This is a genomic window from Nostoc sp. DSM 114167 (assembly GCF_052692655.1).
Genome location: NZ_CP195116.1, coordinates 2,306,030 through 2,328,646, shown reverse-complemented (window position 1 = coordinate 2,328,646; position 22,617 = coordinate 2,306,030). Strand labels below are relative to the sequence as shown.

20 protein-coding genes are annotated in these 22,617 nt (G+C 39.8%); 16 read left to right on the top strand and 4 right to left on the bottom strand.

The window, feature by feature from the left end; genetic code table 11:
• Positions 1-111: 111 nt before the first annotated feature.
• Entirely contained in the window at positions 112-2,370 is a 2,259-nt protein-coding gene (locus NSTC731_RS09980) for a hybrid sensor histidine kinase/response regulator (RefSeq protein ID WP_445630670.1), read from the top strand.
• A 239-nt stretch (positions 2,371-2,609) separates the two neighbouring features.
• On the opposite strand, the gene NSTC731_RS09975 is transcribed toward NSTC731_RS09980, so the two are convergent.
• Positions 2,610-3,011: a hypothetical protein gene (locus NSTC731_RS09975; protein WP_445630669.1), complete on the bottom strand. Its 402-nt coding sequence runs from the start codon at positions 3,009-3,011 to the stop codon at positions 2,610-2,612.
• A 272-nt stretch (positions 3,012-3,283) separates the two neighbouring features.
• On the opposite strand from NSTC731_RS09975, the gene NSTC731_RS09970 reads away from it, so the two are divergent.
• From NSTC731_RS09970 to NSTC731_RS09960, 3 genes are all read left to right on the top strand, one after another.
• Positions 3,284-4,267 carry a chemotaxis response regulator protein-glutamate methylesterase gene (locus tag NSTC731_RS09970; protein ID WP_445630668.1) on the top strand — a complete coding sequence of 328 codons (984 nt, stop codon included), beginning with the start codon at positions 3,284-3,286 and terminating at the stop codon, positions 4,265-4,267.
• A 189-nt stretch (positions 4,268-4,456) separates the two neighbouring features.
• Positions 4,457-5,851: an ATP-binding protein gene (locus NSTC731_RS09965; RefSeq protein ID WP_445630667.1), complete on the top strand. Its 1,395-nt coding sequence runs from the start codon at positions 4,457-4,459 to the stop codon at positions 5,849-5,851.
• Between the two features lie 258 nt (positions 5,852-6,109).
• Positions 6,110-6,418 (top strand): NIL domain-containing protein, encoded by a 309-nt coding sequence (locus tag NSTC731_RS09960; protein WP_445630666.1) that lies wholly within the window; start codon positions 6,110-6,112, stop codon positions 6,416-6,418.
• Positions 6,419-6,480: 62 nt separating this feature from the next.
• Here the strand turns inward: NSTC731_RS09960 and NSTC731_RS09955 are convergent, their stop codons facing one another.
• Complete coding sequence (locus tag NSTC731_RS09955) at positions 6,481-7,158, bottom strand: response regulator transcription factor (protein ID WP_012407592.1); 678 nt, start codon at positions 7,156-7,158, stop codon at positions 6,481-6,483.
• Positions 7,159-8,302: 1,144 nt separating this feature from the next.
• On the opposite strand from NSTC731_RS09955, the gene groES reads away from it, so the two are divergent.
• The 4 genes from groES (at position 8,303) to NSTC731_RS09935 (ending at position 13,233) form a co-directional block, all read left to right on the top strand.
• A complete protein-coding gene (gene groES, locus NSTC731_RS09950; RefSeq protein ID WP_335185436.1) occupies positions 8,303-8,614 on the top strand; it encodes a co-chaperone GroES in 312 nt (103 codons plus the stop codon).
• A 95-nt stretch (positions 8,615-8,709) separates the two neighbouring features.
• Entirely contained in the window at positions 8,710-10,344 is a 1,635-nt protein-coding gene (gene groL, locus NSTC731_RS09945) for a chaperonin GroEL (RefSeq protein WP_445630665.1), read from the top strand.
• Between the two features lie 81 nt (positions 10,345-10,425).
• The gene (locus tag NSTC731_RS09940; RefSeq protein WP_445630664.1) at positions 10,426-11,241 is read left to right on the top strand and encodes an Rpn family recombination-promoting nuclease/putative transposase; all 816 of its coding nucleotides are present in this window, start codon (positions 10,426-10,428) and stop codon (positions 11,239-11,241) included.
• Between the two features lie 15 nt (positions 11,242-11,256).
• Complete coding sequence (locus NSTC731_RS09935) at positions 11,257-13,233, top strand: 3'-5' exonuclease (RefSeq protein WP_445630663.1); 1,977 nt, start codon at positions 11,257-11,259, stop codon at positions 13,231-13,233.
• Positions 13,234-13,308: 75 nt separating this feature from the next.
• Here the strand turns inward: NSTC731_RS09935 and NSTC731_RS09930 are convergent, their stop codons facing one another.
• Entirely contained in the window at positions 13,309-13,491 is a 183-nt protein-coding gene (locus NSTC731_RS09930) for a DUF1902 domain-containing protein (protein WP_445630662.1), read from the bottom strand.
• Between the two features lie 118 nt (positions 13,492-13,609).
• On the opposite strand from NSTC731_RS09930, the gene NSTC731_RS09925 reads away from it, so the two are divergent.
• From NSTC731_RS09925 to NSTC731_RS09890, 8 genes are all read left to right on the top strand, one after another.
• Positions 13,610-14,395 (top strand): methyltransferase domain-containing protein, encoded by a 786-nt coding sequence (locus tag NSTC731_RS09925; RefSeq protein ID WP_445630661.1) that lies wholly within the window; start codon positions 13,610-13,612, stop codon positions 14,393-14,395.
• A gap of 60 nt (positions 14,396-14,455) precedes the next feature.
• On the top strand, positions 14,456-15,394 hold the full coding sequence (locus NSTC731_RS09920; protein ID WP_445630660.1) for an SPL family radical SAM protein: 939 nt from the start codon (positions 14,456-14,458) through the stop codon (positions 15,392-15,394).
• A complete protein-coding gene (locus NSTC731_RS09915) occupies positions 15,387-16,673 on the top strand; it encodes a photosystem II assembly protein (protein WP_445630659.1) in 1,287 nt (428 codons plus the stop codon). Before NSTC731_RS09920 ends, NSTC731_RS09915 begins: the two co-directional genes overlap by 8 nt.
• A gap of 73 nt (positions 16,674-16,746) precedes the next feature.
• Entirely contained in the window at positions 16,747-17,586 is an 840-nt protein-coding gene (locus NSTC731_RS09910) for an urease accessory protein UreD (protein WP_445630658.1), read from the top strand.
• Between the two features lie 42 nt (positions 17,587-17,628).
• Positions 17,629-17,931 carry an urease subunit gamma gene (ureA, locus tag NSTC731_RS09905; RefSeq protein WP_445630657.1) on the top strand — a complete coding sequence of 101 codons (303 nt, stop codon included), beginning with the start codon at positions 17,629-17,631 and terminating at the stop codon, positions 17,929-17,931.
• Between the two features lie 21 nt (positions 17,932-17,952).
• The gene (locus NSTC731_RS09900) at positions 17,953-18,258 is read left to right on the top strand and encodes an urease subunit beta (protein WP_445630656.1); all 306 of its coding nucleotides are present in this window, start codon (positions 17,953-17,955) and stop codon (positions 18,256-18,258) included.
• 63 nt (positions 18,259-18,321) lie between these two features.
• Positions 18,322-20,037, top strand: coding sequence for an urease subunit alpha (gene ureC, locus NSTC731_RS09895; RefSeq protein WP_445630655.1), 1,716 nt, complete (start codon positions 18,322-18,324; stop codon positions 20,035-20,037).
• A gap of 79 nt (positions 20,038-20,116) precedes the next feature.
• Entirely contained in the window at positions 20,117-20,254 is a 138-nt protein-coding gene (locus NSTC731_RS09890) for a hypothetical protein (RefSeq protein WP_445630654.1), read from the top strand.
• Positions 20,255-20,377: 123 nt separating this feature from the next.
• Here the strand turns inward: NSTC731_RS09890 and NSTC731_RS09885 are convergent, their stop codons facing one another.
• Positions 20,378-22,501, bottom strand: a complete 2,124-nt coding sequence (locus NSTC731_RS09885; protein ID WP_445632054.1) for an NACHT domain-containing protein — start codon at positions 22,499-22,501, stop codon at positions 20,378-20,380.
• Positions 22,502-22,617: the final 116 nt, after the last annotated feature.

The following is a 22,617-nucleotide window of genomic DNA, read 5'->3' as shown; positions in this document are numbered from 1 at the left end:
ATCAAAGGTGCAGATCGAGAGACTTGTGTGTACACCGTAGCCTCGTAGGAGATGGGTTGGGGGAAAGGTTCTTCCAAGATTAATGAATCGGTGTTCTAGGAAGGTGTAGTAATGTTAGAAGAATTTGATGTCAGCAATCTTTCCTTGCTTGATTTATTCAACATGGAAGTCAAAGCTCAAGTTGTGGTATTGAACGATTGCCTGTTGGCACTGGAGACGAAGCCCGATCCCCAACCAGAACTGGCAGCTTTAATGCGGGCAGCCCATTGCATCAAAGGCGCTGCGCGAATTGTTCAAATCGATCCGGCTGTCAACCTTGCTCACATCATGGAAGACTGCTTTGTGGCGGCTCAAGAGGAAAAAGTTACCTTAACTGCCGATCGCATTGATGTGTTGCTGCAAGGGGTAGATATGCTCTTGCGTATCGCTCAAAGGGTTACAGCCAACCCAAATTTGCAGATGTTAGAAGATTTGGGCATTCAATCGTTGGTGAGTGCGATCGCTAATATCCTAACTCTAGAGGCAACCTCAAAAGAAATTCATCCCCTAATAACAACAGCACAGTTAGAAGACAACCAACAGACAACCCTTATTTCCCCATCCCCATTAGAAGAACTGGGCATCACCCAAAATCGGGCGGTGCGAATGAGTACTGAAAATTTGAATCGCTTGATGGGTTTAGCAGGAGAGTCTTTAGTTGAAGCGAATTTATTAGAACCATTTGCGAACTCTTTGCTGAAACTGAGAAGCAATCAAGGGGAATTGTCCAACCTGCTGGAGAAGTTACAAGAGTTATTGGGCAACTATCATCTGAATGGGCAAATTAAAGAAACCTTGAGTGCAACTCATCAAAAAGCTCACGAATGTTACCAGATGATAAGCGATCGCCAAAACGAACTAGAACAATTTTCTCAGCGTTCTGCTAATCTTGCCCATCGCTTATATCAGGAAGTTATTGCTACTCGAATGTGTTCCTTTGCCGATGGGGGACAGGGATTTCCGCGAATGGTGCGCGACTTAGCTAGACAATTGAGTAAACGGGTGAAACTGGAAATCGTTGGTAAGTCTACTTTGGTAGATCGAGATATTCTAGAACGTTTGGAAGCTCCCTTGACTCATATCTTGCGGAATGCGATCGATCATGGCATTGAACTACCCCAAGAACGTCTAGCAGCAGGAAAGCCAGAAGAAGGAATTATTCGGATTGAAGTTACCCATCGCGCCGGAATGCTGTTTATCACGGTTGCAGATGATGGACGGGGAATCGATATCGAGTTTTTGCGCCAAGTTGTCATCGGCAAACAACTGACAAACCCGGAAATGGCAGCCCAACTTACTGAAGTTGAGTTGATGGAATTTTTATTTTTACCTGGTTTCTCCACAACCCAAACTGTCACTGAAATTTCGGGTAGAGGTGTGGGGCTGGATATCGCCCATAGCACAGTACGGGAAGTTGGCGGCACGCTGCGGGCGGTTTCTGTGTTGGGAAGAGGTATGACCTTTCACTTGCAGTTACCGTTGACATTATCTGTGATTCGCACTCTGTTGGTGGAAATTGCTGGCGAACCCTATGCTTTTGGACTGACACGCATTGAACAGGTGTTAATATTACCGAAGTCTAAGATTGCTGTATCGGAAAATCGCCCATTTTTCACGAGCAATAATCAACCTGTAGAGTTGATTTTAGCAAGTCAAGTTTTAGAGTTAGCCTCGCCTGCGGTAAATATAGAATCGTTATCAGTGATTGTGATTAGCGATCGCCTCAACCGTTATGGATTAGTTGTAGATCGGTTTTTGGGTGAGTGCAATTTGGTTGTCCGCCCCCTAGATCCCCGCCTTGGTAAAGTCGCCAACATTAGTGCCGCCGCCTTGATGGATGATGGTTCCCCGGTGTTGATTGTCGATGTTGAAGATTTGGTACGTTCCATTGCTAAGGTGTTTTCTAGCGGACAACTTTCTCAGGTAAATCAGTCTGCTCATCAGGCAGTTACCAAAACTTACAAGCGAGTCTTAGTAGTAGATGATTCGATCACTGTGCGCGAAATGGAGCGCAAACTTTTGGAAAACAATGGTTACAAAGCTGAAGTGGCGGTTAATGGCATTGATGGTTGGAATGCAATCCGCAGCGGCGATTATGACTTGGTAGTGACAGATATTGATATGCCCCGAATGAACGGCTTTGAACTCACTAGCCAGATCAAAACTCATGCCAAGTTGAAGCAAACACCTGTGATTATCGTTTCTTACAAAGACCGGGAAGAAGACCGACTGCAAGGGTTAGAAGCAGGTGCAGACTACTACTTAACTAAGAGCAGCTTTCATGATGACACTCTATTAAAGGCGGTGATTGATTTAATTGGAGAGGCTTGATAATAATTTGTAATTCGTAATTAAGAAAGTAAGATTTTAGGACTAGCACTTTCAAGATGACGAACGAAGATACGTTGTTTCAGTGCTGCCATTTTGAATCCTCCGCTCAGATTTTGGGCTTTTTGAATGTTGAAATTAGCAATTTTCGTTTTAAATTTCACCACCTTGAAAGGGCTGAATCTAGGACTTAGGCATTGACAAAAAATTTCATCCATCTCCCTGTACTGTCTGTCTAGTAATCAGGATTCTTGCCGAATTTGGTTTCTGATAAAAAGTTGTTCTGCATTAAGTAGGATGACTAGTAGCCCTACAGATGCTCTGGCGATTGCCGGAGTTGCCCAGTTGTGATTCACCAGGTCGGGGATGGTTATAACAAGCATTAATGCAATGATGAATATTGGTAGAATCATCACAATATTCCGATCCCAAGCAGGTTGATCGCGCAGTCTGGCTTCGCTTCGTAGTAAGCGATTGCGCCAAAATGGAAAAGTACTTAGGACAGAGGTAAGGTATAACAGTCCAGCATTAATTAGCAGAATTGTTTTAAGGTTTGGAGCGATGTCAGAATTTCCAAAGAAGATTGCTGTTAGGCAAGCTCCCGCTGCTAGATACAGAAAAGTAAATAGGGTAAAGTGCTTCATTGGTTACTTTTTATGCTTTATAAACTGGAGTTTAGACTATATGGCAAAGGCATCTAAATTATATAGGACTAGCCCTTTCAAGGTGACGAACAAAGATACGTTGTTTCAGTGCCACCATTTTGAATCTTCCGCTCAGATTTTGGGCTTTTTGAATGTTGAAATTACCAATTTTCGTTTTAAATTTCACCACCTTGAAAAGGGCCGCTCCTAGATTTAATCTGGGTTTCTATCTGTTGTATTTGTTGCGTTATTTTGGAGAAATGTCATAATTTGTGAGAATTGCGATCGCTAACGATATGTTCATGGCTGTAGAGGTACTGCGGCGAGCTGTGGTAAAAATCCCAGGTTACAAGCTGGCGTGGGTTGCCTACGATGGTGCGGAAGCTGTGAGTAAATGTGCGGCTGATACTCCTGACTTGATTTTGATGGATGTGCTGATGCCCAGTATGGATGGAGTAGAAGCTACACGGCACATTATGAGGCAATCTCCCTGCGCGATTGTGATGGTAACTGCTAGTGTTAATCGCTATGCAGCCAAGATTTTTGAAGCAATGGGCTATGGAGCCTTGGATGCCATCAATACGCCTATTTTAGGTGATGATGGGCTACTAAATAAAATTGCCACGATCGCCCGCTTAATTGGTAAATCTTCATATCGGCGATCGCCGCCTGTCCATCACTCAAAATCACTTCCACCTCTAATCGTTATCGGGGCTTCCACGGGTGGTCCCCAGGCATTGAAAACTATTCTCTGCCAATTTCCCCAAGACTTTCCTGCGGCTGTGGTTATTGTTCAACATATAGATGCCCAATTTGTCCAAGGTTTTGCCGCCTGGTTGAATGAGCAAATTCCTCTGCCTATGCAACTAGCGATCGCAGGTTCTACACCACAGCCTGGTAAAGTTCTGCTTGCTGGCACAAATCTTCATTTAGTGATGCGTTCCGACCTCACCTTTGGCTATGACAAAGAACCACTACATTTTTTCTATCGTCCATCAATTGATGTTTTCTTCAAGAGTGTGGCTAAAAATTGGACTGGAAAGGGGGTTGGGGCGTTGCTGACGGGGATGGGTGGAGATGGCGCTCAAGGCTTAAAACAATTGCGCGAAGCAGGTTGGCATACTATTGCTCAAGACTGCAAAACTTGCGTTGTTTATGGTATGCCGAAAGTAGCAGTGGAATTAAAAGCTGCGGTAGAGGTTTTGCCAATTGAGGCGATCGCATCAGTCTGCATCCAATTTACGGCAAAATGCTGAATTAATTAGTATTTTATTATACTTCTATAAAAATGTGTATATGAAAGCAGATACTTAAAACACCTTTACGAAGTATTGCAAAATACCAACCTTTTTAATTACTGAGATATAATTGCGACAATTGCAAACTAGTATATTTAACTTAGTAGTTTGTAGTATTGAAAACAAAGACCTATTTAGAGGTGCTAAATGAACCTGCAAGAAACAGCACTCTTAGAAATATCTCCAAAGACAGCAAGATTATCACCAAACTGGAGTCAACCACAAACTCCACAAGCTGCGCCATTTATTCTGGATACTAAAATATCCACAGTCAGGCTTTTGCTAATTGACGATCAAGTAATTATCAGCGAAGCCTTCCGTCGGATAGTTGCGACAGAAACAGATATTTCCCTTCACTACACAAGCAATCCAGCTAAAGCGATTCAAGATGCGATCGCCATAGAACCAACGGTAATCTTCTTGGATATGATCATGCCAGATATCGATGGATTAATGTTGCTGCGTTGGTTTCGCTCTCATCCAGTAACTCGTGATGTACCAATAGTCATGTTATCCAGTAAAGAAGAAGCAAAGCTCAAAGCAGAAGCTTTTACTGAAGGCGCTAATGACTATCTAATCAAATTACCAGATCCAGTTGAGTTAATTGCCCGCATTCGCTATCATTCCAAAGCTTACAATAACCTCAAAGCACTCACTACTGCAACTGCTACTGCCCAACTTCAAGCACAACAGTTAGAAAATACCTTACGAGAATTACAAACTACCCAAGTTCAGTTGATCCAGACAGAGAAAATGTCTAGCTTAGGTCGGATGGTTGCAGGTTTAGCGCACGAAATTAATAATCCTGTTAATTTTATTCACGGTAATTTTAATCATCTGAATAACCATGTAAACTGTCTTTTAAATTTAATCCAACTATATCAACAAGAACATCCAGATTCCTATTCTTTGTTTGAAGAGAAATTTGGTGACTTTAATATTGATTTCATCAGCGATGATTTACCAAAAATTCTTTCATCTATGAGGATAGGAACCGACCGTATTCGTGATATTGTGCTGTCCCTAAAAAACTTTTCTAGACTCGACCAGTCAGATAAAAAAGCTGTTAATATTCATGAAGGAATTGAAAGTACTTTATTACTTTTAAATCATCGGCTACAACCGAAAATTGAGATTATTAAAAAATATGGAAATCTCCCACCAGTTCAATGTTATCCAGCACAACTAAATCAAGTATTCATGAATATCCTTAGTAATGGCATTGATGCTTTACTAGAGCTGGATAATCAGATGCAAAAACAAATTGTAATTCAAACTGAAGTAACTAAATTAGAAACAGTCATAATTACATTTAGAGATAACGGTAATGGAATAGATTCCGAGATTCAAAGCAAGATATTCGATCCTTTTTTTACAACTAAACCTATTAACAAAGGAACGGGACTAGGTTTAGCAATTAGCCATCAAATTATTGAGAAACATCAGGGAAATATCCAGCTAAAGTCTGAACGTGCTCGTGGAACGGAATTTACGATCGAAATTCCAATAGCATTACCTGTTAATCATAAAAGCAACACTTGAATTAAGATTTCACCGGAAAATTATTCTCCAAGGTGTTTATTCATTTTTCAACAAAGTTAACTTATAAGTTAATAAGTTTATAATTCACTTAAATGCGATCGCACTTTTTTATAGTAATCTATAATTCATCTCATCGAATCTTGATGATGAATTATGAATCATTTGTTACCGTTTGCCTGCATAGGATGAGTAACGCTAGTGTTAAAAGAAGTCGTCCAAAGCCAAACCCTCATCCCAGAAGTCGAATAGGAAGCTAGAATGGCAATTCCAAATAAACAAGTAAAATCTAATACTGATATTTTAGATAATAGACGCACCCAAACTCGCATCCAGGTTCGTATTCCTAAAGATTTGCATGAGGAACCAGTCATTTCACGACTGGTTTCTCACTATGGTATCACAGTCATTATTGCTACTGCGGAGATAAGCGCAAACGTGCCACAATATAGCTGCTTTGAGCTGGAACTACGGGGCACTGTTTCCCAGATTGAAAGTGCCTTGACTTACCTGGATGAACTGGATTTAGAAGTTCTGTACCAATCCAGCCCTGAAGAAGATGGTTGGTAGATTTAGTTAGGAGTTAGGAGTTAAAAAATTAATAACTTATAACTCCTAACTTTTAACTTTGTTTAAGCCATTTGATTTTCAATCGCCCACCGCGCTAGTTCAGTGCGATTGTGGAGATTGGTTTTGCCCAACATATTGGACACATGGCTTTCAACCGTGCGCTGACTAACATTGAGTTCTTCAGCAATTTCACGGTTAGCTAAACCCCTAGCAACAAACTGAACTACTTTCAGTTCGGTTGGGGTTAATTGCACATCGAAGGGAACCTGGATGCGGGAACCGTTTTCGCCTCCTTTTGCTTGGTGTTCTTTCCAACGGATAGTTTGTTTCAGCGAGGACTCAACTTGCGCTACGAGTTCTTCTGGTTCAAAGGGCTTGACCATATAAACATCAGCACCTTTGTTCAGACCTTTAACTCGGTCTGCACTTTGTCCCTTAGCTGAAAGGAAAAGAACCGGAATCCAGCTGGTGCGTTCGTTTTGCCGGACTTGTTCCACAAAAGTATATCCGTCCATTTCCGGCATCATCACATCGCAGATGATCATGTCTGGAACATCTTGCTCTAAAATTTCCAGAGCTTCACGTCCATTTTCAGCGGTGATGACTTCATATCCCCGGAATTCTAAGTAATCCTTCACCAGCAAGATGAGGTTAGGGTCATCATCAATCAATAGAAGTCGTTTGTGATCTTTCATGCTGGGCTCTTTCATAGCAGTGGCACTTGTCGCGCTTCGGTCCATCAAAGTCTTGAATATTTATCCTCGTATGGTGGGTTATTCGAGATGTTGTCCTTTTTCCTACTTAACTTGCCTTTGCTGTCTCGAAGTCTCAAAAATGCCGAGCACTTTCAATAGACTAGTAGCTCGATAGCAAAAGTCCAGCAAGGATACGTATAGCAGTAGTATCTATAATGCGCTATTATATATCGCTTTGAAAGGGGCGGGGTAAAAAACACTGATTAAATAATAATCTTTCGGACTCACAAGTAAGTATTGGCTTAAAGATGACCCTACCTCAAAACCAACCCGCACTTTCTTAAAGCCTACTGCTATACCATATCCTTTCGTTGTTAAGCCTCTATGAGGTGTTCACAAGAAACTAGGGAAGTTTCAGGCAAAAGATGGATTGAAAACGCATATTCTTCTACCACCTTATTACCTATTCAGTGTTCTCGGACGATCCGCAGAGTAACTTCCGGGTTTGCTTGGCGATACCAGACACCATCAGGGTAAATCACCATTATGGATCTAGAACCAGAAACACGCAAGCAGTTGGCTTTAGTTTTATTGACGCAAATAGAATGACTTTAGTACGGCTCATCGAGTTTTAAATCTTTAAGTCGCTTTTTTAAGTAATTCCAGAATTCCAGACTAGCTCGTTTTGAGCAGCAATTGCCTGGTCAGCGCAAATAAAAATGTCTCGCTGAATTTTTGCAAGTCCTAAACTTTCTACACAATTACTTAGGGTCTTATGTTCCAAAGATTGAGTTTTTTAGGAATTTGATGGTTGGACTGGATCGCTATCACTGTATTGTTACTCATCAAGCGGCTCCCTGATTACAGTTCTATAACAATTTGCAAGCTTTGCAAATAAAGTTGACTGAGAAGGGGAATGGGGAAAAATTCTTATAACTCCTAACTCCTAACTCCTGTACAGACGCGATTAATCGCGTCTCTACTCCTAACTCCCCACCCCCTACTCTCTTCGTAACTTACAGAACAAAACCCGCAAGGTATAAATAATTAAGCATTTATACTTAAGTACATCTATGACTTTCTAGTTCGGGAACCCGTACTCAAGGCATTCTTGCCATTGGACGCCAGTTTTCGGTAAATTAGCACTCAGGAGTTGAGAGTGCTAAACTCTGGAGAGGAGAAAATAATTATGGCAGCTTTATCTCTAAGCGTTTCTACAGTTAAACCTTTAGGCGATCGCGTTTTTATAAAAGTGAGCGCCTCTGAGGAAAAGACCGCAGGTGGTCTGTATTTGCCCGATACCGCCAAGGAAAAGCCCCAAGTAGGGGAAGTAGTGGCTCTTGGCCCTGGCAAGCGCAATGACGATGGAAACCGTCAGGAATTGGAAATTAAAGTCGGCGATAAGGTGCTGTACTCTAAGTACGCTGGCACTGACATCAAGCTCGGCACTGAAGAATATGTACTGCTTTCTGAAAAAGATATTTTAGCAGTTGTGATCTAATTGTCATTAGTCACTGGTCATTAGTCATTAGCCAATGACAAAGGACAAAAGACAAAGGACAAAGGACAAAGGACAAATGACAAAGGACAAATAATATGGCAAAGCGCATTATCTACAACGAAAACGCCCGTCGCGCCCTAGAGCGAGGCATTGACATCCTGGCTGAGTCTGTAGCTGTTACCCTTGGCCCTAAAGGTCGTAACGTAGTCTTAGAAAAGAAATTTGGCGCACCGCAAATCGTCAATGATGGTGTAACGATCGCCAAAGAAATCGAATTAGAAGACCACATTGAAAACACTGGTGTAGCTCTGATTCGTCAAGCTGCTTCTAAGACCAATGATGCAGCGGGCGATGGTACTACCACCGCTACCGTTTTAGCTCATGCGATCGTCAAAGAAGGCTTGCGGAACGTTGCAGCTGGTGCTAATGCAATTTCTCTCAAGCGTGGTATTGACAAAGCTACTAGCTTCCTCGTAGACAAAATTGCTCAACACGCCCGTCCAGTGGAAGATTCCAAAGCCATTGCCCAAGTTGGTGCGATCTCGGCTGGTAACGATGAAGAAGTTGGTCAGATGATTGCCCAAGCAATGGACAAGGTGGGCAAGGAAGGCGTAATTTCCCTAGAAGAAGGGAAATCTATGTTCACCGAGTTGGAAATCACTGAAGGGATGCGCTTTGATAAAGGCTACATCTCTCCTTATTTTGCTACCGATGCTGAACGGATGGAAGCGGTTTTTGATGAACCTTTCCTCCTGCTGACTGATAAGAAAATCGCTTTGGTACAAGACCTTGTACCAGTGTTAGAGCAAGTAGCTCGTGCTGGTCGTCCTTTGGTAATTATCGCCGAAGATATTGAAAAAGAAGCTTTGGCAACCTTGGTAGTAAATCGTTTGCGCGGTGTGCTGAACGTGGCTGCTGTTAAGGCTCCTGGCTTTGGCGATCGCCGCAAAGCTATGCTAGAAGACATTGCTGTTTTAACTGGCGGTCAACTAATCACCGAAGATGCTGGTTTGAAGCTAGATAACACCAAGCTGGATAGCCTGGGTAAAGCTCGCCGGATCACCATCACTAAGGACAACACCACAATTGTTGCCGAAGGTAACGAAGCTGCTGTTAAAGCTCGTGTAGAACAGATTCGTCGTCAAATCGAAGAAACCGAATCTTCTTACGACAAAGAGAAACTGCAAGAGCGTCTTGCTAAACTCTCTGGTGGTGTCGCTGTGGTGAAAGTGGGTGCAGCGACCGAAACCGAAATGAAAGACAAGAAACTGCGCCTAGAAGACGCTATTAACGCCACCAAAGCTGCTGTGGAAGAAGGTATCGTTCCTGGTGGTGGTACAACTCTGGCTCATCTGGCTCCCGACTTGGAAGACTGGGCAAAGAGCAACCTTAAGGATGAAGAGTTGATTGGTGCTTTGATTGTGGTTCGCGCCTTACCCGCACCTCTGAAGCGGATTGCTGAAAACGCTGGTCAGAATGGTGCTGTGATTGCTGAACGCGTCAAAGAGAAGGATTTCAGCATTGGCTACAACGCTGCAACCAACGAGTTTGTTGATTTGTTAGCTGCTGGTATTGTTGACCCTGCTAAGGTGACTCGTTCTGCTCTGCAAAACGCTGCTTCCATCGCTGGTATGGTGTTGACAACCGAATGTATCATCGTTGACAAGCCTGAACCTAAAGATGCCGCTCCTGCTGGCGCTGGTGCTGGTGGTGGCGACTTCGATTACTAATACGTAGTTAGATAATTTGTTAAAACGGCTGCTTCCCTTGTGAAGGCGGCTGTTTTTTTGTGTCAAGAGAAGAGGAAAATAGTGAGTTACGACAACGTTTGTAAATATTTAGCTGAACAGTACCCAGCCGAGTTTGTGCGTTGGTTGCTTGGGATAGAGGTGCAACAAATTGAAGTCTTAAAAACGGAACTCACGCTTGAGCCAATTCGCGCCGATTCGGTGACATTTTTGCAAGCAGCTAACCAAATTTTGCACATTGAATTTCAAACTTTGGCGAAATCTAATCCGGCGCTTAATTTCCGAATGCTTGATTATTCTGTGAGATTGAAGCGTCAATACCGTTGTTCTGTAGTGCAAGTGCTAATCTTTTTGCAGGAAACTACTAACGAAATGGCTTTTACTGAAGAATATCGGGACAACACAACGATTCACCAATATCAGGTTGTTCGTCTTTGGAAGCAAGATTCAACACTATTTTTAGTTAATCTGGCGCTGTTACCATTAGCAAGTTTGACGCGAACTAATTCGCCGCAAACTTTACTGGCACAAGTAGCTGAACAAGTCGCTACAATTTCAGATAGAGAGCAGCGACAAAATATCGCGGGTTGTGTAGAAATTCTGGCGGGTTTGCGGTTTGAAAAGTATTTGGTTCGGCAATTTTTACGGGAGGATATTATGAAAGAGTCTGTAATTTATCAAGATATCGTTCAAAAGGAAGCGTTTAAATTGATTAGTCGTCAGCTTAAACGGCGCTTTGGTGATATTGATGCATCATTAGTTGAACAGGTTCGGAGTTTATCTGCTGAACAGTTAGAGGAGTTGGGAGAAGATTTGCTTGATTTTTCTGAAGTTGCTGATTTGATAGCTTGGTTAGAGCAGCAGAAAGAAGAAAAATAAGATAGGTATTAAACTATGGCTTTAATGGTTCCCGAATCTATATCATCATCTGCTAGTCAAGGCGAACAAATTTTATATAAAATACTTCGGGAAAAATTGCCAGATGACTTTTTGGTTTGGTATAAGCAAGTTGTTGAAAGTAATTATATTGATTTCTTGATTATTGCACCTAATTTTGGACTATTGATAATTCAAGTTATTACTTGGTATCCATCGCAAATTAAAAGTACTGATATTAACAAAATTAAATTATTTAATTATCCACAAAAAAATCAAAAAATAGAATTAAAAAATTCTCCTTCATGTCCAGATATTCCGGGAAGACGAACTCGTAAGCGTTCTATAGAGATAAATGAGGAAGAAGATACTTTTTCAGTATGGACAAATCCATATCAAGAGTTGATAGATCAATTATTAGTGAAATTACAAAAATATCCAATACTCACTCAATTTAATGGAGATAATCAACAAAAATTAGCATTCCCTTGTAACTATGGTCTATTTTTTTCTAATATTACCGCAGAGCAAGCAGAGGAAAAAAATATTGATAAATTATTATCTATATCAAAAATTATATATCGTAATGAATTATTTTATAGTCAGAGTATTAGTAGTGATGAATTAGTAAATAGATTGATAAAAATATTTACTAATACTTTTAGTTTTCCTCATCTTACTAATGAGCAAATTGACACTATAAAAGCTATTATTTTTCCAGAAATAGCTATTAAACTTGTACCAGCATCTCTGCACAGTGTTCCTAATGGTATTGAATTAAAAAATGAAAGTTATGTATTTAAAACGTTAGATCATCGTCAAGAATGTATAGTTAGAGCAATTGGTGATGGACATAGAATAATTTATGGTGTAGCTGGATCGGGAAAAACTTTAATACTCTTATCTCATGCTAAATTGTTAGTTAAACAAAATCTTCATCAAAAAGTCTTAATTCTTTGTTTCAACAGAAGTCTTGCTGCTTATCTCAAGTCTTTAATATATGAATATTCCAATCAGTATAATTCCACTAGCAAAATAGAGGTGTTGACATTTTATGCTTGGGTAAGTTCGCTTATAAGAAAAATCCCAGCACCTTTAGGTTTTACTACAGAATATTATGATGGAATTTTAGGGGAAATACTACTAAAGCAACTTGAAAATACTCCGATCAAACATAAATATGATGCAGTTTTAGTTGATGAAGGACAAACATTTGATCCTATGTGGTTTAAATGTTGTGTAGCTGCGTTAAAAGACCCAGAACATGGCAATCTTATGATTGTGGCAGATGGTCGTCAATCCGTTTATAAACGTAATAATTTTACTTGGAATTCTGTTGGAGTCAAAGCAGTTGGACGGACAAGTAACAAAAAATTAAAACTTGACAAAAACTATAGAAATACTCAGGAAATATTAGCAGCAGGCTGGAGTTTATTTAGTAACGTTATTGATGGAGAAAATTTAACATTCGATATTGTTAAGCCTATAGACGCTGTATGTCGTGGTGTAAATCCAATTCTACATATTGAAACATCAGAAATTTATGAAGTAGAATCTGTCATTAATGAAGTTAAAGATTTAGCAAGATTAGGTTATCCACTAAATGATATTGCTATTTTATATAGAATGGCAGATGACCAAAAAAAGGTATTATTAAAATCTTTGATTAAAAAATTGCAAAGTGTAGGAATTGAAACAGATTGGGTTAGTGAAAATAGAGAGTCTGAGAAAAAATATAACATTAAAAATTCTGGTATTAAAATTATTAATACGCTTGGTGCATTGGGTTTAGAATTTAAAGTCGTTTTAATACTCTGGGTTCAAGACTGGGATTTTAGTATACCTCCACATTTAGAAAGTGATATTTTGACTTGTAAAAGACTGTATGTTGCTATGACTCGTGCCCAAAATGTACTATACATTTTTGGTTCTGGAAACTCCAAGTTACTTCAACAATTGCAGTACAGTGGAAATTTTACAGTTAAACAAGCATGAGCATTCAGCTAGAACCAGAAATTTCTACTAGTTGGCATAGCAAACTTAACCTAATGTATGCTGATCGCCAAAATTTCACCCAGGTAATTTACAATTACCATCCTGTGCTTCCATTAATTTAATCGCTACATCACGAGCAATTTCTAAAGTTTCAGCAACAGTCTGTCTTTGAGCTACTAAACCTTGAAGCTCATCAGATGTTACTAAATAAACGCCTTCAGGCAATTTTTCAATATGGATGTTTAAGAGTTTTTCCATTATCGTATGTAGATGTTACTGTTTAGAGCTGTTTAGTTGTTATGATATCGCTTTTATGAACTACAGCGATGTATAGGACGGGCTATGCCTACGCACTTCTACTTTTACATCAAAACCCATGAGCCAAATTAATCCTGAAACAACCCCCTTACATACGTTAAACCCACTCAATCGATTTTCTGACAGAGCAGAGGATTATGTAAAATATCGACCAAGTTACCCCGCAGATGCAATTGATATTATCTTGAAAGGATTAGGTGAAAATTCACAACTCGTAGCAGCAGATATTGGTGCAGGTACAGGAATTGCTTCAAGATTGTTAGCTGAACGGGGAGTTAATGTCATCGCCATAGAACCAAACGCGGCGATGCGAGAAGCTGCTAAACCACATTCTTTGATTGAGTTCCGTGATGGAACAGCAGAATTTACCCAACTACCTGATAATTCAGTTGATTTAGTTACTTGTTTTCAAGCTTTCCACTGGTTCAATCCCGAACCAACTTTGTTGGAATTTCACCGCATTTTAAAACCATCAGCACGCTTGGCTGTGGTGTGGAATAATCGCGATAAAGAAGATGCATTAACTACAGAATATAGCCGAATAGTCCGCGAAGCATCTAATAATCATCCAGCAGAATCTCGAATGCAGTCGGTAGAGCCATTGTTAGTAACTCCCTATTTTATTAACATCCGTGAATATAATTTTACTTATAGACAACAGTTAGATTTAACTGGACTTATTGGCCGAGCAATGAGTGTTTCTTACCTTCCGCGTGAAGGCTTGGGATATGAACAGCTTATTGATAATTTTCAAGAATTATATCAGCGCTTTCGCGATCGAGATGGTTTTATCTATATGGTCTATCGTACTAGCGTACACCTTGGTGAAGTAATTTCAAAATAAAAATGAGAATCATAATAAGTAGGGTGCGTTAATTCACTCTCAATAAATATCAGGATTCATATGGCACAACCAAAATATGAAGGTTATTGTGAATGCATTCCTACCAAATTAGTCAAAGAAAAGTTTGGAGATGTTAATGTTTTTGCACAAAATGCGAAATCGCTCTTAACAAAAGCTACTGGTTTTATTGGTAATTATGATTTTACTCTAAATCCTTACAGGGGATGTCAATACGGTTGTAGCTATTGCTATGCTGCTGCATTTACCCCTAATGCTCAAATGCGCGAAGATTGGGGTAAATGGGTAATTTTTAAGGAAAATTCTGCTGAAGTTTTAGCGAAAGAATTAAAAAAGTGGTATGAAAAAAATCCCCAAAATCCTCCTAGTATATACATGAGTAGCGTTACCGATCCTTATCAACCACTTGAGTCTAAACATCAATTGACTCGTCGATTGTTAGAAGTAATGCTTGATGTGGGGATTGACGGTTATCCTACTCCAACTTTGGTGATTCAAACTCGTAGCCCAATTATTACTAGAGATATTGATTATTTACAACGATTTAAACGATTGCGAATTAATATGAGCATTCCCACTGGTAGCGAATTAGTGAGGAAAGATTTTGAATTGCGATCGCCTAGTATTAAAGCTAGACTAAATGCTATCACTAAAATTAAACAAAGTATTGATTATTATAAAGGTTTTCTTCCTAAAATTTCTATCACAATTACCCCTCTACTTCCTACTTTACCAACAGATGAAGCTGCTTTTATTGATAAACTAGCCATCGCCGATAGGATTGTAATTCAAGCTTTTCATTCTAGCGATCGCCGTTCTCTCATCGCATCAACTCGTAAAGAAGCTGAAGAAATTAAGCAAAAATACGCTTGGTGGTATGAAAATGAGAAATTAAGCTATATGAAATTTAAGGAAAAGTTAGTTTCTCAGCTTCAAGGTGTAGAAATTATGGAAGGTAAACAGGGATTTGGTTATGAATAATCCTATCCTCAATTGGTGGCGAAGTCAACAGTTCAAATTATCTTTAAAACGTGGAGATGTCCGACGTGCAGTCAAACTCTTACAAGAGATTCAAAAATCAGGTGCAAGATTCTCATGGTTAGAAAAACTATTTAGGGATAAACTTCAACTTGAACGTTATTCCCAAGAGTACAAATTACAAACAGAAACTTTAACTAAACAACTAACAGAAACGTCTCAGCAAAAAGATAATTTCATCTTAATGCCAGATGAAGAATTTGTTAAATATATCCATAAAGTTTTTAATTTAATTCAGCATGATGAATATAAACTGCAATTTACTGCTATTGATGAACGGATATTTGATGATTTTGAATCAAGGCTAGTTGAATATCTCAAAGAAGAATTTAGTAAAATTCCTGATAAACAGTTATTTATTAAGTTAGAAGACGCTCTTGAGGATATTAATAACTTAAAAAATGGACAAGATCCAGACTATCGTTTTAGTCTAACTCCTCATGTCTATTTTATGAAGTATTTTTTAGAAAATGTATATTGTATATATTTAGCTTGGTTTCTCATTTACCAAGATGCTTTACTACTAAGTAAGGTTAATATCCTTGATATTGCAGCAGGCCCAGGAACAGTTGCTTATGGTTTAGCTTTATTTCTTCAAAGTAGTAGTGGTTTTTTTGATATACCACAAATGCACATATCTTACTACTCTTTAGAAAAACAAGATGCCTTCCAGTTTCGGGGACTTCAGTTTTGGCGACGATATATAGAGTCGCGCCTAACCGCAGTAAATGCTTATTTCCGTTTTGTTACTACTGATATTTTTAATTGGAAAACTCAATCTAATAATCTACCCAAAGACTTTTTCGACTTTATCGTAATTTCCCACTGCTTCTTTATAGATCAAGTTAAGAGGGTTGAGGCTAATAATACGTACAAGCAAATATTTGCCACAAGCTTAAAAAGTTCAAGTTATATTCTACTAATTGTGCAAGATAAAAAGTTATTTAAAATATACGATGTTCACCAAGTTGAAAACCAAGAACAAGAAAAAAACGTAGTGGAGAAATTTCTGGCAGAATTGGGATTAGAGTTGGTCTGGTATAGATATCTAACCTCAACAGGTTTAAGAACACCTTTGCCCATTGCTGAATTTGGTAAATTTGCTCGAGAAAAGTTACCAAAACAACTGTATATGAGTCCAATACTCAAAAAGTATTTGGGTCAAAAGCATCAGTTACACTATACATTAGATGATTATATAATTTTGGCGAAAAAGTCATAATAAATTGCAAGTAAAGAGTAAAGAATGCATTAAAAAAATATAAGATATCTGAACTTGAACCTTGAATTTATAAATGACCTGCAACTCACAAATAGCAGAAGATTGGCATGGCAAACTTAATTTAGTCTATGCCGATCGCCAGGGTAAAACCCAACTAATTTATAATCACCATCAAGCACCCCTAAAGGTACAGCGCCCATTTTACCCAGAAGGGGGAAAAGTTTGTCATAGCGTCATTTTACACACAGCTGGGGGAATGGTGGGAGGCGATCGCTTATCCTCTAACATCCACCTCCAAACCCAAGCCCAAGCCTTAATCACTACAGCTGCTGCAAGCAAGATATATCGCAGTAATGGCTTACAAGCTAGACAAACTATCCAGATGCAAGTTGACGCTGGTGCTTGTTTGGAGTGGTTGCCGCAAGAGACAATTTTATTTAATGACGCGATTTATCGGCAAGATTTACGGGTAGAATTAGCAACCGGGGCTAGCTTTTTAGGCTGGGAAATTACCCGATTTGGTCGCAGTGCTAGAGGAGAAAAATTCTTGCAAGGAGAATGGCGATCGCACACGGAAATTTGGCAGCGAGATGTTCCCTTATGGATCGATCGGCAATGGTTACGGGGTAGCGAAGAAACTTTTCACAGTCCCCACGGCTTGGCTGGAAAACCAATCGTAGGTAGTCTTGTTTGGGTTGGTGGTGCAATTTCAGGAGAAATTGTCGAAAAAACGCGAAATTTATGGGGCGGGGAAGGTGAAGCGGGTGTTAGTCGATTACAACATGGATTATTGTGTCGATATCGCGGTGCTTCTACATCTGAGGTGAGAAACTGGTTTATTGATGTTTGGCAATTGCTGCGAGTTTCTTTTTTGAATCGTGGTAATTGTATACCAAGAGTGTGGCAGCTTTGAACGAACCACGAAGGCGCGAAGGACGCGAAGGAAAAGGCAAGAATGCAACTTACGCCGCAGGAAAAAGATAAACTATTAATTTTTACTGCTGCTTTATTAGCAGAAAGACGGAAAGGAAGGGGTTTAAAACTGAATTATCCTGAAGCAGTTGCTTATATTTCTGCTGCCATTTTAGAAGGTGCAAGGGATGGGCAAACTGTAGCTGAATTGATGAGTTATGGTACAACTCTATTGACGCGGGATGATGTCATAGAAGGAATATCAGAAATGGTGCATGAAGTGCAAGTAGAAGCTACTTTTCCTGATGGAACAAAGTTAGTGACAGTACATAATCCAATTCGTTAATTTTGTAAATTTTAATTTATTATGATTCCTGGAGAAATTATCACACCAGCAGGTGAAATTGAACTAAATGTTGGTCGTCCAACTATAAAATTGCAAGTTTCAAATACAGGCGATCGCCCCATACAAGTTGGTTCCCACTATCACTTTTATGAAGTCAACACTGCCTTAAACTTTGACAGAGAACAAGCGCGAGGAATGCGCCTCGATATCCCCGCCGGAACCGCAGTTCGCTTTGAACCAGGCGACGAAAAAGAAATAACTCTAATCCCCCTCGTTGGTACTCGCCAAATCTACGGCTTCAACGCCAAAATTAACGGAAACCTCTAAAAACCCTCCGCGTACCTCTGCGCTTCCCTCAGCGTCCCTTTGCGTTAAAAAAAAGGATTTTATATGCCTTACAGAATGGATCGCCGCGCCTACGCCGAAACCTATGGCCCAACAGTAGGCGATCGCATCCGACTTGCAGACACAGAATTATTTATTGAAGTTGAACAAGATTTCACTACCTACGGCGATGAAGTAAAATTCGGCGGCGGTAAAGTTATCAGAGACGGAATGGGGCAATCCCCTATTTCTAACGCTGATGGTGCTGTAGATTTAGTAATTACTAATGCTTTAATTCTCGATTGGTGGGGTATTGTCAAAGCAGATATCGGCATTAAAGATGGCAAGATTTTCAAAATTGGTAAAGCCGGAAATCCTTATATTCAGGATAATGTAGATATTATTATTGGCCCTGGAACCGAAGCCTTAGCTGGGGAAGGAATGATTCTCACTGCTGGCGGTATTGATGCCCATATTCATTTTATTTGCCCCCAACAGATTGAAGTTGCGATCGCTTCCGGTATAACCACCATGATCGGCGGCGGTACTGGCCCCGCTACGGGTACAAATGCCACTACCTGCACCCCTGGCCCTTGGAACATTTACCGGATGCTGCAAGCTGCTGATGCTTTTCCTGTCAACTTAGGATTTTTGGGCAAAGGTAACGCCAGTCAACCCCAAGGGCTTGTAGAACAAGTAGCCGCCGGTGCAATGGGGTTAAAACTACATGAAGACTGGGGAACCACACCCGCAGCAATTGATACTTGCCTCAGTGTTGCCGATGCTTATGATGTGCAAGTAGCGATTCATACTGATACCCTGAATGAAGCCGGATTTGTGGAAGATACGATCGCAGCTTTCAAGAATCGTGTCATCCACACCTACCACACCGAAGGCGCAGGTGGCGGACACGCGCCAGATATCATCAAAGTTTGCGGACAAGCGAATGTTCTGCCATCTTCCACTAACCCTACACGTCCTTACACCCTCAACACCTTAGATGAACACCTAGATATGCTGATGGTATGCCATCACCTTGACCCAGCGATCGCTGAAGATGTTGCTTTTGCCGAATCTCGCATCCGTCGGGAAACCATTGCTGCTGAAGACATTTTGCACGACTTAGGCGCATTTAGCATGATTTCTTCCGACTCCCAGGCGATGGGAAGAGTGGGCGAAGTGATAATTCGCACCTGGCAAACATCTCACAAAATGAAGGTGCAACGGGGAACTCTTAACCCACAAGGAAGTGAGCAACAAGCAGACAACTTTAGAGCCAAAAGATATGTTGCTAAGTATACGATTAACCCAGCGATCGCTCACGGAATTGCTGAATATGTCGGTTCAGTGGAAGAGGGAAAATTAGCAGATTTATGTTTGTGGCGTCCGGCATTTTTTGGCGTCAAGCCAGAAATAGTGATTAAAGGCGGGATGATTGCATGGGCGCAAATGGGCGATGCTAACGCCAGTATTCCTACACCGCAACCAGTGTATATGCGATCGATGTTTGGTAGTTTTGCTGGGGCGCGTCATGCCACATCATTAACTTTTGTTTCCCAAGCAGCTTTAGAGAAGGAAATTCCCAGCCAGTTAGGTTTACAAAAGGCAGCAATTGCAGTTTCCGGAACACGCCAATTGAGTAAGCGGGATATGAAGCTGAATGATGCATTACCTCACATTGAAGTTGATCCAGAAACTTATGAAGTAAGGGCAGATGGTGAGTTGCTGATTTGTGAACCTGCAACAGTTTTACCAATGGCACAGAGGTACTTTTTGTTTTAATTCATGACAGACTAATCTATCGAAGCCAGAAATTACCAAGAAGGGATTATCGAAACTCTTAAAGACGCGGTTTGGAGAAGTGACAATTTCAATTATCGAGTTTGTTAATGAAATTAATTATTCATGTGTGCTGAGAAAGCCGATCAAAAAAGCGATCGCTATTTCTTACACAGCAGATTTTCAGCAAGCCCTGGATAGTATTGTCTCTGGCGAATGAGGATAAATGCTCCCGTGCCTTATAGCCAGATATCCGTTGTTTTCTGTAAAGAATGGTTTTTTCTTTACTTGTTGTAAACTCCCTTTTATTAGCAAAATGTAGATAAAAGTTTAAAATACAAAATTAGAAAGGATTTGTGTTATTTTCTGTTTCTGATTTACTTATTGGTAATAGCAAGTTATATTCAATTTGTTGTCTAACTTTCTCGCTAATATTACAATCGCTGTTTAAACAGGTTACCAGGAGCTTGTTACTATTATAATACTGTTTTAGTAGTTTAGCTTGTTCATAACTGAAGTGCCAGTTATGACCAATATTACGATGTTCAATCATCAAAGCTGTTAGCTGCTCAGTCCAGGCTTGACTATTTTCCTGCCACCATTCTCCAAATCCTTCTAGTTCTTCAAATAGGTTTTCCCATTCTGGTATTGCCTGATTGAGTTTATCTTGTAGCAACTGCAATGCAGTCTTAAATTCTGATTGAAAAGAAGAAGCTAAATCAATAGCCTTTCCAATAAAATCGTCAATATCAGCTAGCTTACACCAAGCATAATCCCGATCAAGAAACGCTTGTACACGGGATGATTTATCAATAGTCTCATCATGAATATCAGTAGCATCAAGACATTGAGAAAAAGCATTAGCTAGGTCATCACTAAGAACAAGACTATTTGTGAGAACCTCATTGAGTAACCAATCTACCTCTATATCATCTAAAGTATCTTCTGAATCCCATCCAAGAGCATTATCTAAATCATCTAAAGTATTTCCTGAATCCCCTTCAAGAGTATTATCTAATTTATTTTGTTCGCTATCTAAAGTCATTTTAAAATACAATGCTCTGATAGCTGCTGGCTTATAAAAAGATTCAAATGAACTAGATTTGCAATCAAGCCATTCTAAAAAATGCTGTATTTTTTCATCTGAAACAGCTAAATTATCAATTTTTCGCTTCATTAATAACACTAAATTATCTGGCTCTTCCATAACTCCAACTGTAAGTAAAAACACCTCCTGCCAGCGTTTCTCATTGATGTGATGCACTAAATTTTCATATGCTAAAGTAGCTACAATTTTTCTAGCACAAAAATACTCTTGAAAAGTCAGACGCAAAAAAGAATAAATTCCTTTTGCTCTTTCCACTAGTAACCCATGTTGGGCTTCAATAGATTTCAAAACGTCTTCGCTATCAACTTTCAAAACTTCTGGTTCTAAATTAGCATTCTGTAAATTACTGATAAACTTGGTAATATATACCTCTACAGTTTTTTGTTTAAAAAAATAGTCTTTCTGCTCAAAGGTAGTAAAAGCAATTTCACTGAGTAAATCTTCTTTACAGTACAAAGATAAATTTTTATAAATTTGATTGCGCTCAATGTTCCGTTTAGCATCCCATTTCTTAAGCAATATATCCAACCCTTCTTTATAAAGTTCTGATCGGTTTGCTGGAAAATCTTCGTTTTCCTCAAATACCAGACACAGCAAGGTTAGCAACAGTGGATTAGTTGCTAGTTCAAAAATTCGTTTGTTTGCTTGTAGTTTTTCAATAAATCTTTCAGCTTTCACTTGGCAGTTTAAACGGAACCAATTGTGAGCAAAAATAGCAATCTGTTCTTTATCAAAATCTGCCACTTCCACTTCCGTAAACTGTTCAAAAGTGTATTCTTTGGCAGCTATCCGACAGGTTATAACAAATTGATTGGTGTGGAATTGTTCGGAAATGTTCCGAGTTTGCCATAAAACACGCTTTGTATCCTCTTCCCTAACTTCGTCTAGACCATCCAGTAAAACCAAAACTTTACCCTGTCTCAACAGTTGCTCGGTTTTTACACTGCTATTGTGGATACCACTGATAAATAATTGTTGAATAATGTACTGGAGAATATCTAACTGTTTAGGGTCTTGTGCAAAGTCCTTAAGGTTGATAAACACGGGAACTCGGTTTGTCAAAAACTGCCCTTCCATGCAGTGCATCGCTAAATACTTCAAAAATGTAGTCTTTCCCGCACCCGGTTTACCTAAAACCATTAGTTTATTGTGATGCTGCACTGCTTGCAGTCCTGGCACTTGCTTCTCACTGGGTTCGTGAAGTCCAAAACGATCAAAGTCCTCCCGATCAAACTTTTGCAGCAGTTGCCCAATTTTCACTCGCCTGCGTTTTGTGGTTTTCTCCAGAATGTTGACGTTCGTATAGATGCCTCGCTCTCCGGTTAGCTCAATAGGCTGATCCATATCCAGCACACGCATCCTTCCACATTTTTCTTTAATGTTGGGTTTAATCTGTTCGCGGATTTCTTGAACTAGAACATCAATATCATCCTCTGTAATATCAGCAGTTGAGCCACTAAAAGGTTTCTGCTGGG

Bases quoted from the DNA above. Each gene is read 5' to 3' on its own strand.
- NSTC731_RS09930 (WP_445630662.1), bottom strand. From the start codon at position 13,491: ATGGAAAAACTCTTAAACATCCATATTGAAAAATTGCCTGAAGGCGTT.
- NSTC731_RS09920 (WP_445630660.1), top strand. From the start codon at position 14,456: ATGGCACAACCAAAATATGAAGGTTATTGTGAATGCATTCCTACCAAA.
- ureC (WP_445630655.1), top strand. From the start codon at position 18,322: ATGCCTTACAGAATGGATCGCCGCGCCTACGCCGAAACCTATGGCCCA.
- NSTC731_RS09965 (WP_445630667.1), top strand. From the start codon at position 4,457: ATGAACCTGCAAGAAACAGCACTCTTAGAAATATCTCCAAAGACAGCA.
- groES (WP_335185436.1), top strand. From the start codon at position 8,303: ATGGCAGCTTTATCTCTAAGCGTTTCTACAGTTAAACCTTTAGGCGAT.
- ureA (WP_445630657.1), top strand. From the start codon at position 17,629: ATGCAACTTACGCCGCAGGAAAAAGATAAACTATTAATTTTTACTGCT.
- NSTC731_RS09885 (WP_445632054.1), bottom strand. From the start codon at position 22,501: ATGCGTGTGCTGGATATGGATCAGCCTATTGAGCTAACCGGAGAGCGA.
- NSTC731_RS09935 (WP_445630663.1), top strand. From the start codon at position 11,257: ATGGCTTTAATGGTTCCCGAATCTATATCATCATCTGCTAGTCAAGGC.
- NSTC731_RS09960 (WP_445630666.1), top strand. From the start codon at position 6,110: ATGGCAATTCCAAATAAACAAGTAAAATCTAATACTGATATTTTAGAT.
- NSTC731_RS09910 (WP_445630658.1), top strand. From the start codon at position 16,747: ATGACCTGCAACTCACAAATAGCAGAAGATTGGCATGGCAAACTTAAT.
- NSTC731_RS09975 (WP_445630669.1), bottom strand. From the start codon at position 3,011: ATGAAGCACTTTACCCTATTTACTTTTCTGTATCTAGCAGCGGGAGCT.
- NSTC731_RS09915 (WP_445630659.1), top strand. From the start codon at position 15,387: ATGAATAATCCTATCCTCAATTGGTGGCGAAGTCAACAGTTCAAATTA.
- NSTC731_RS09955 (WP_012407592.1), bottom strand. From the start codon at position 7,158: ATGGACCGAAGCGCGACAAGTGCCACTGCTATGAAAGAGCCCAGCATG.
- groL (WP_445630665.1), top strand. From the start codon at position 8,710: ATGGCAAAGCGCATTATCTACAACGAAAACGCCCGTCGCGCCCTAGAG.
- NSTC731_RS09900 (WP_445630656.1), top strand. From the start codon at position 17,953: ATGATTCCTGGAGAAATTATCACACCAGCAGGTGAAATTGAACTAAAT.
- NSTC731_RS09925 (WP_445630661.1), top strand. From the start codon at position 13,610: ATGAGCCAAATTAATCCTGAAACAACCCCCTTACATACGTTAAACCCA.
- NSTC731_RS09980 (WP_445630670.1), top strand. From the start codon at position 112: ATGTTAGAAGAATTTGATGTCAGCAATCTTTCCTTGCTTGATTTATTC.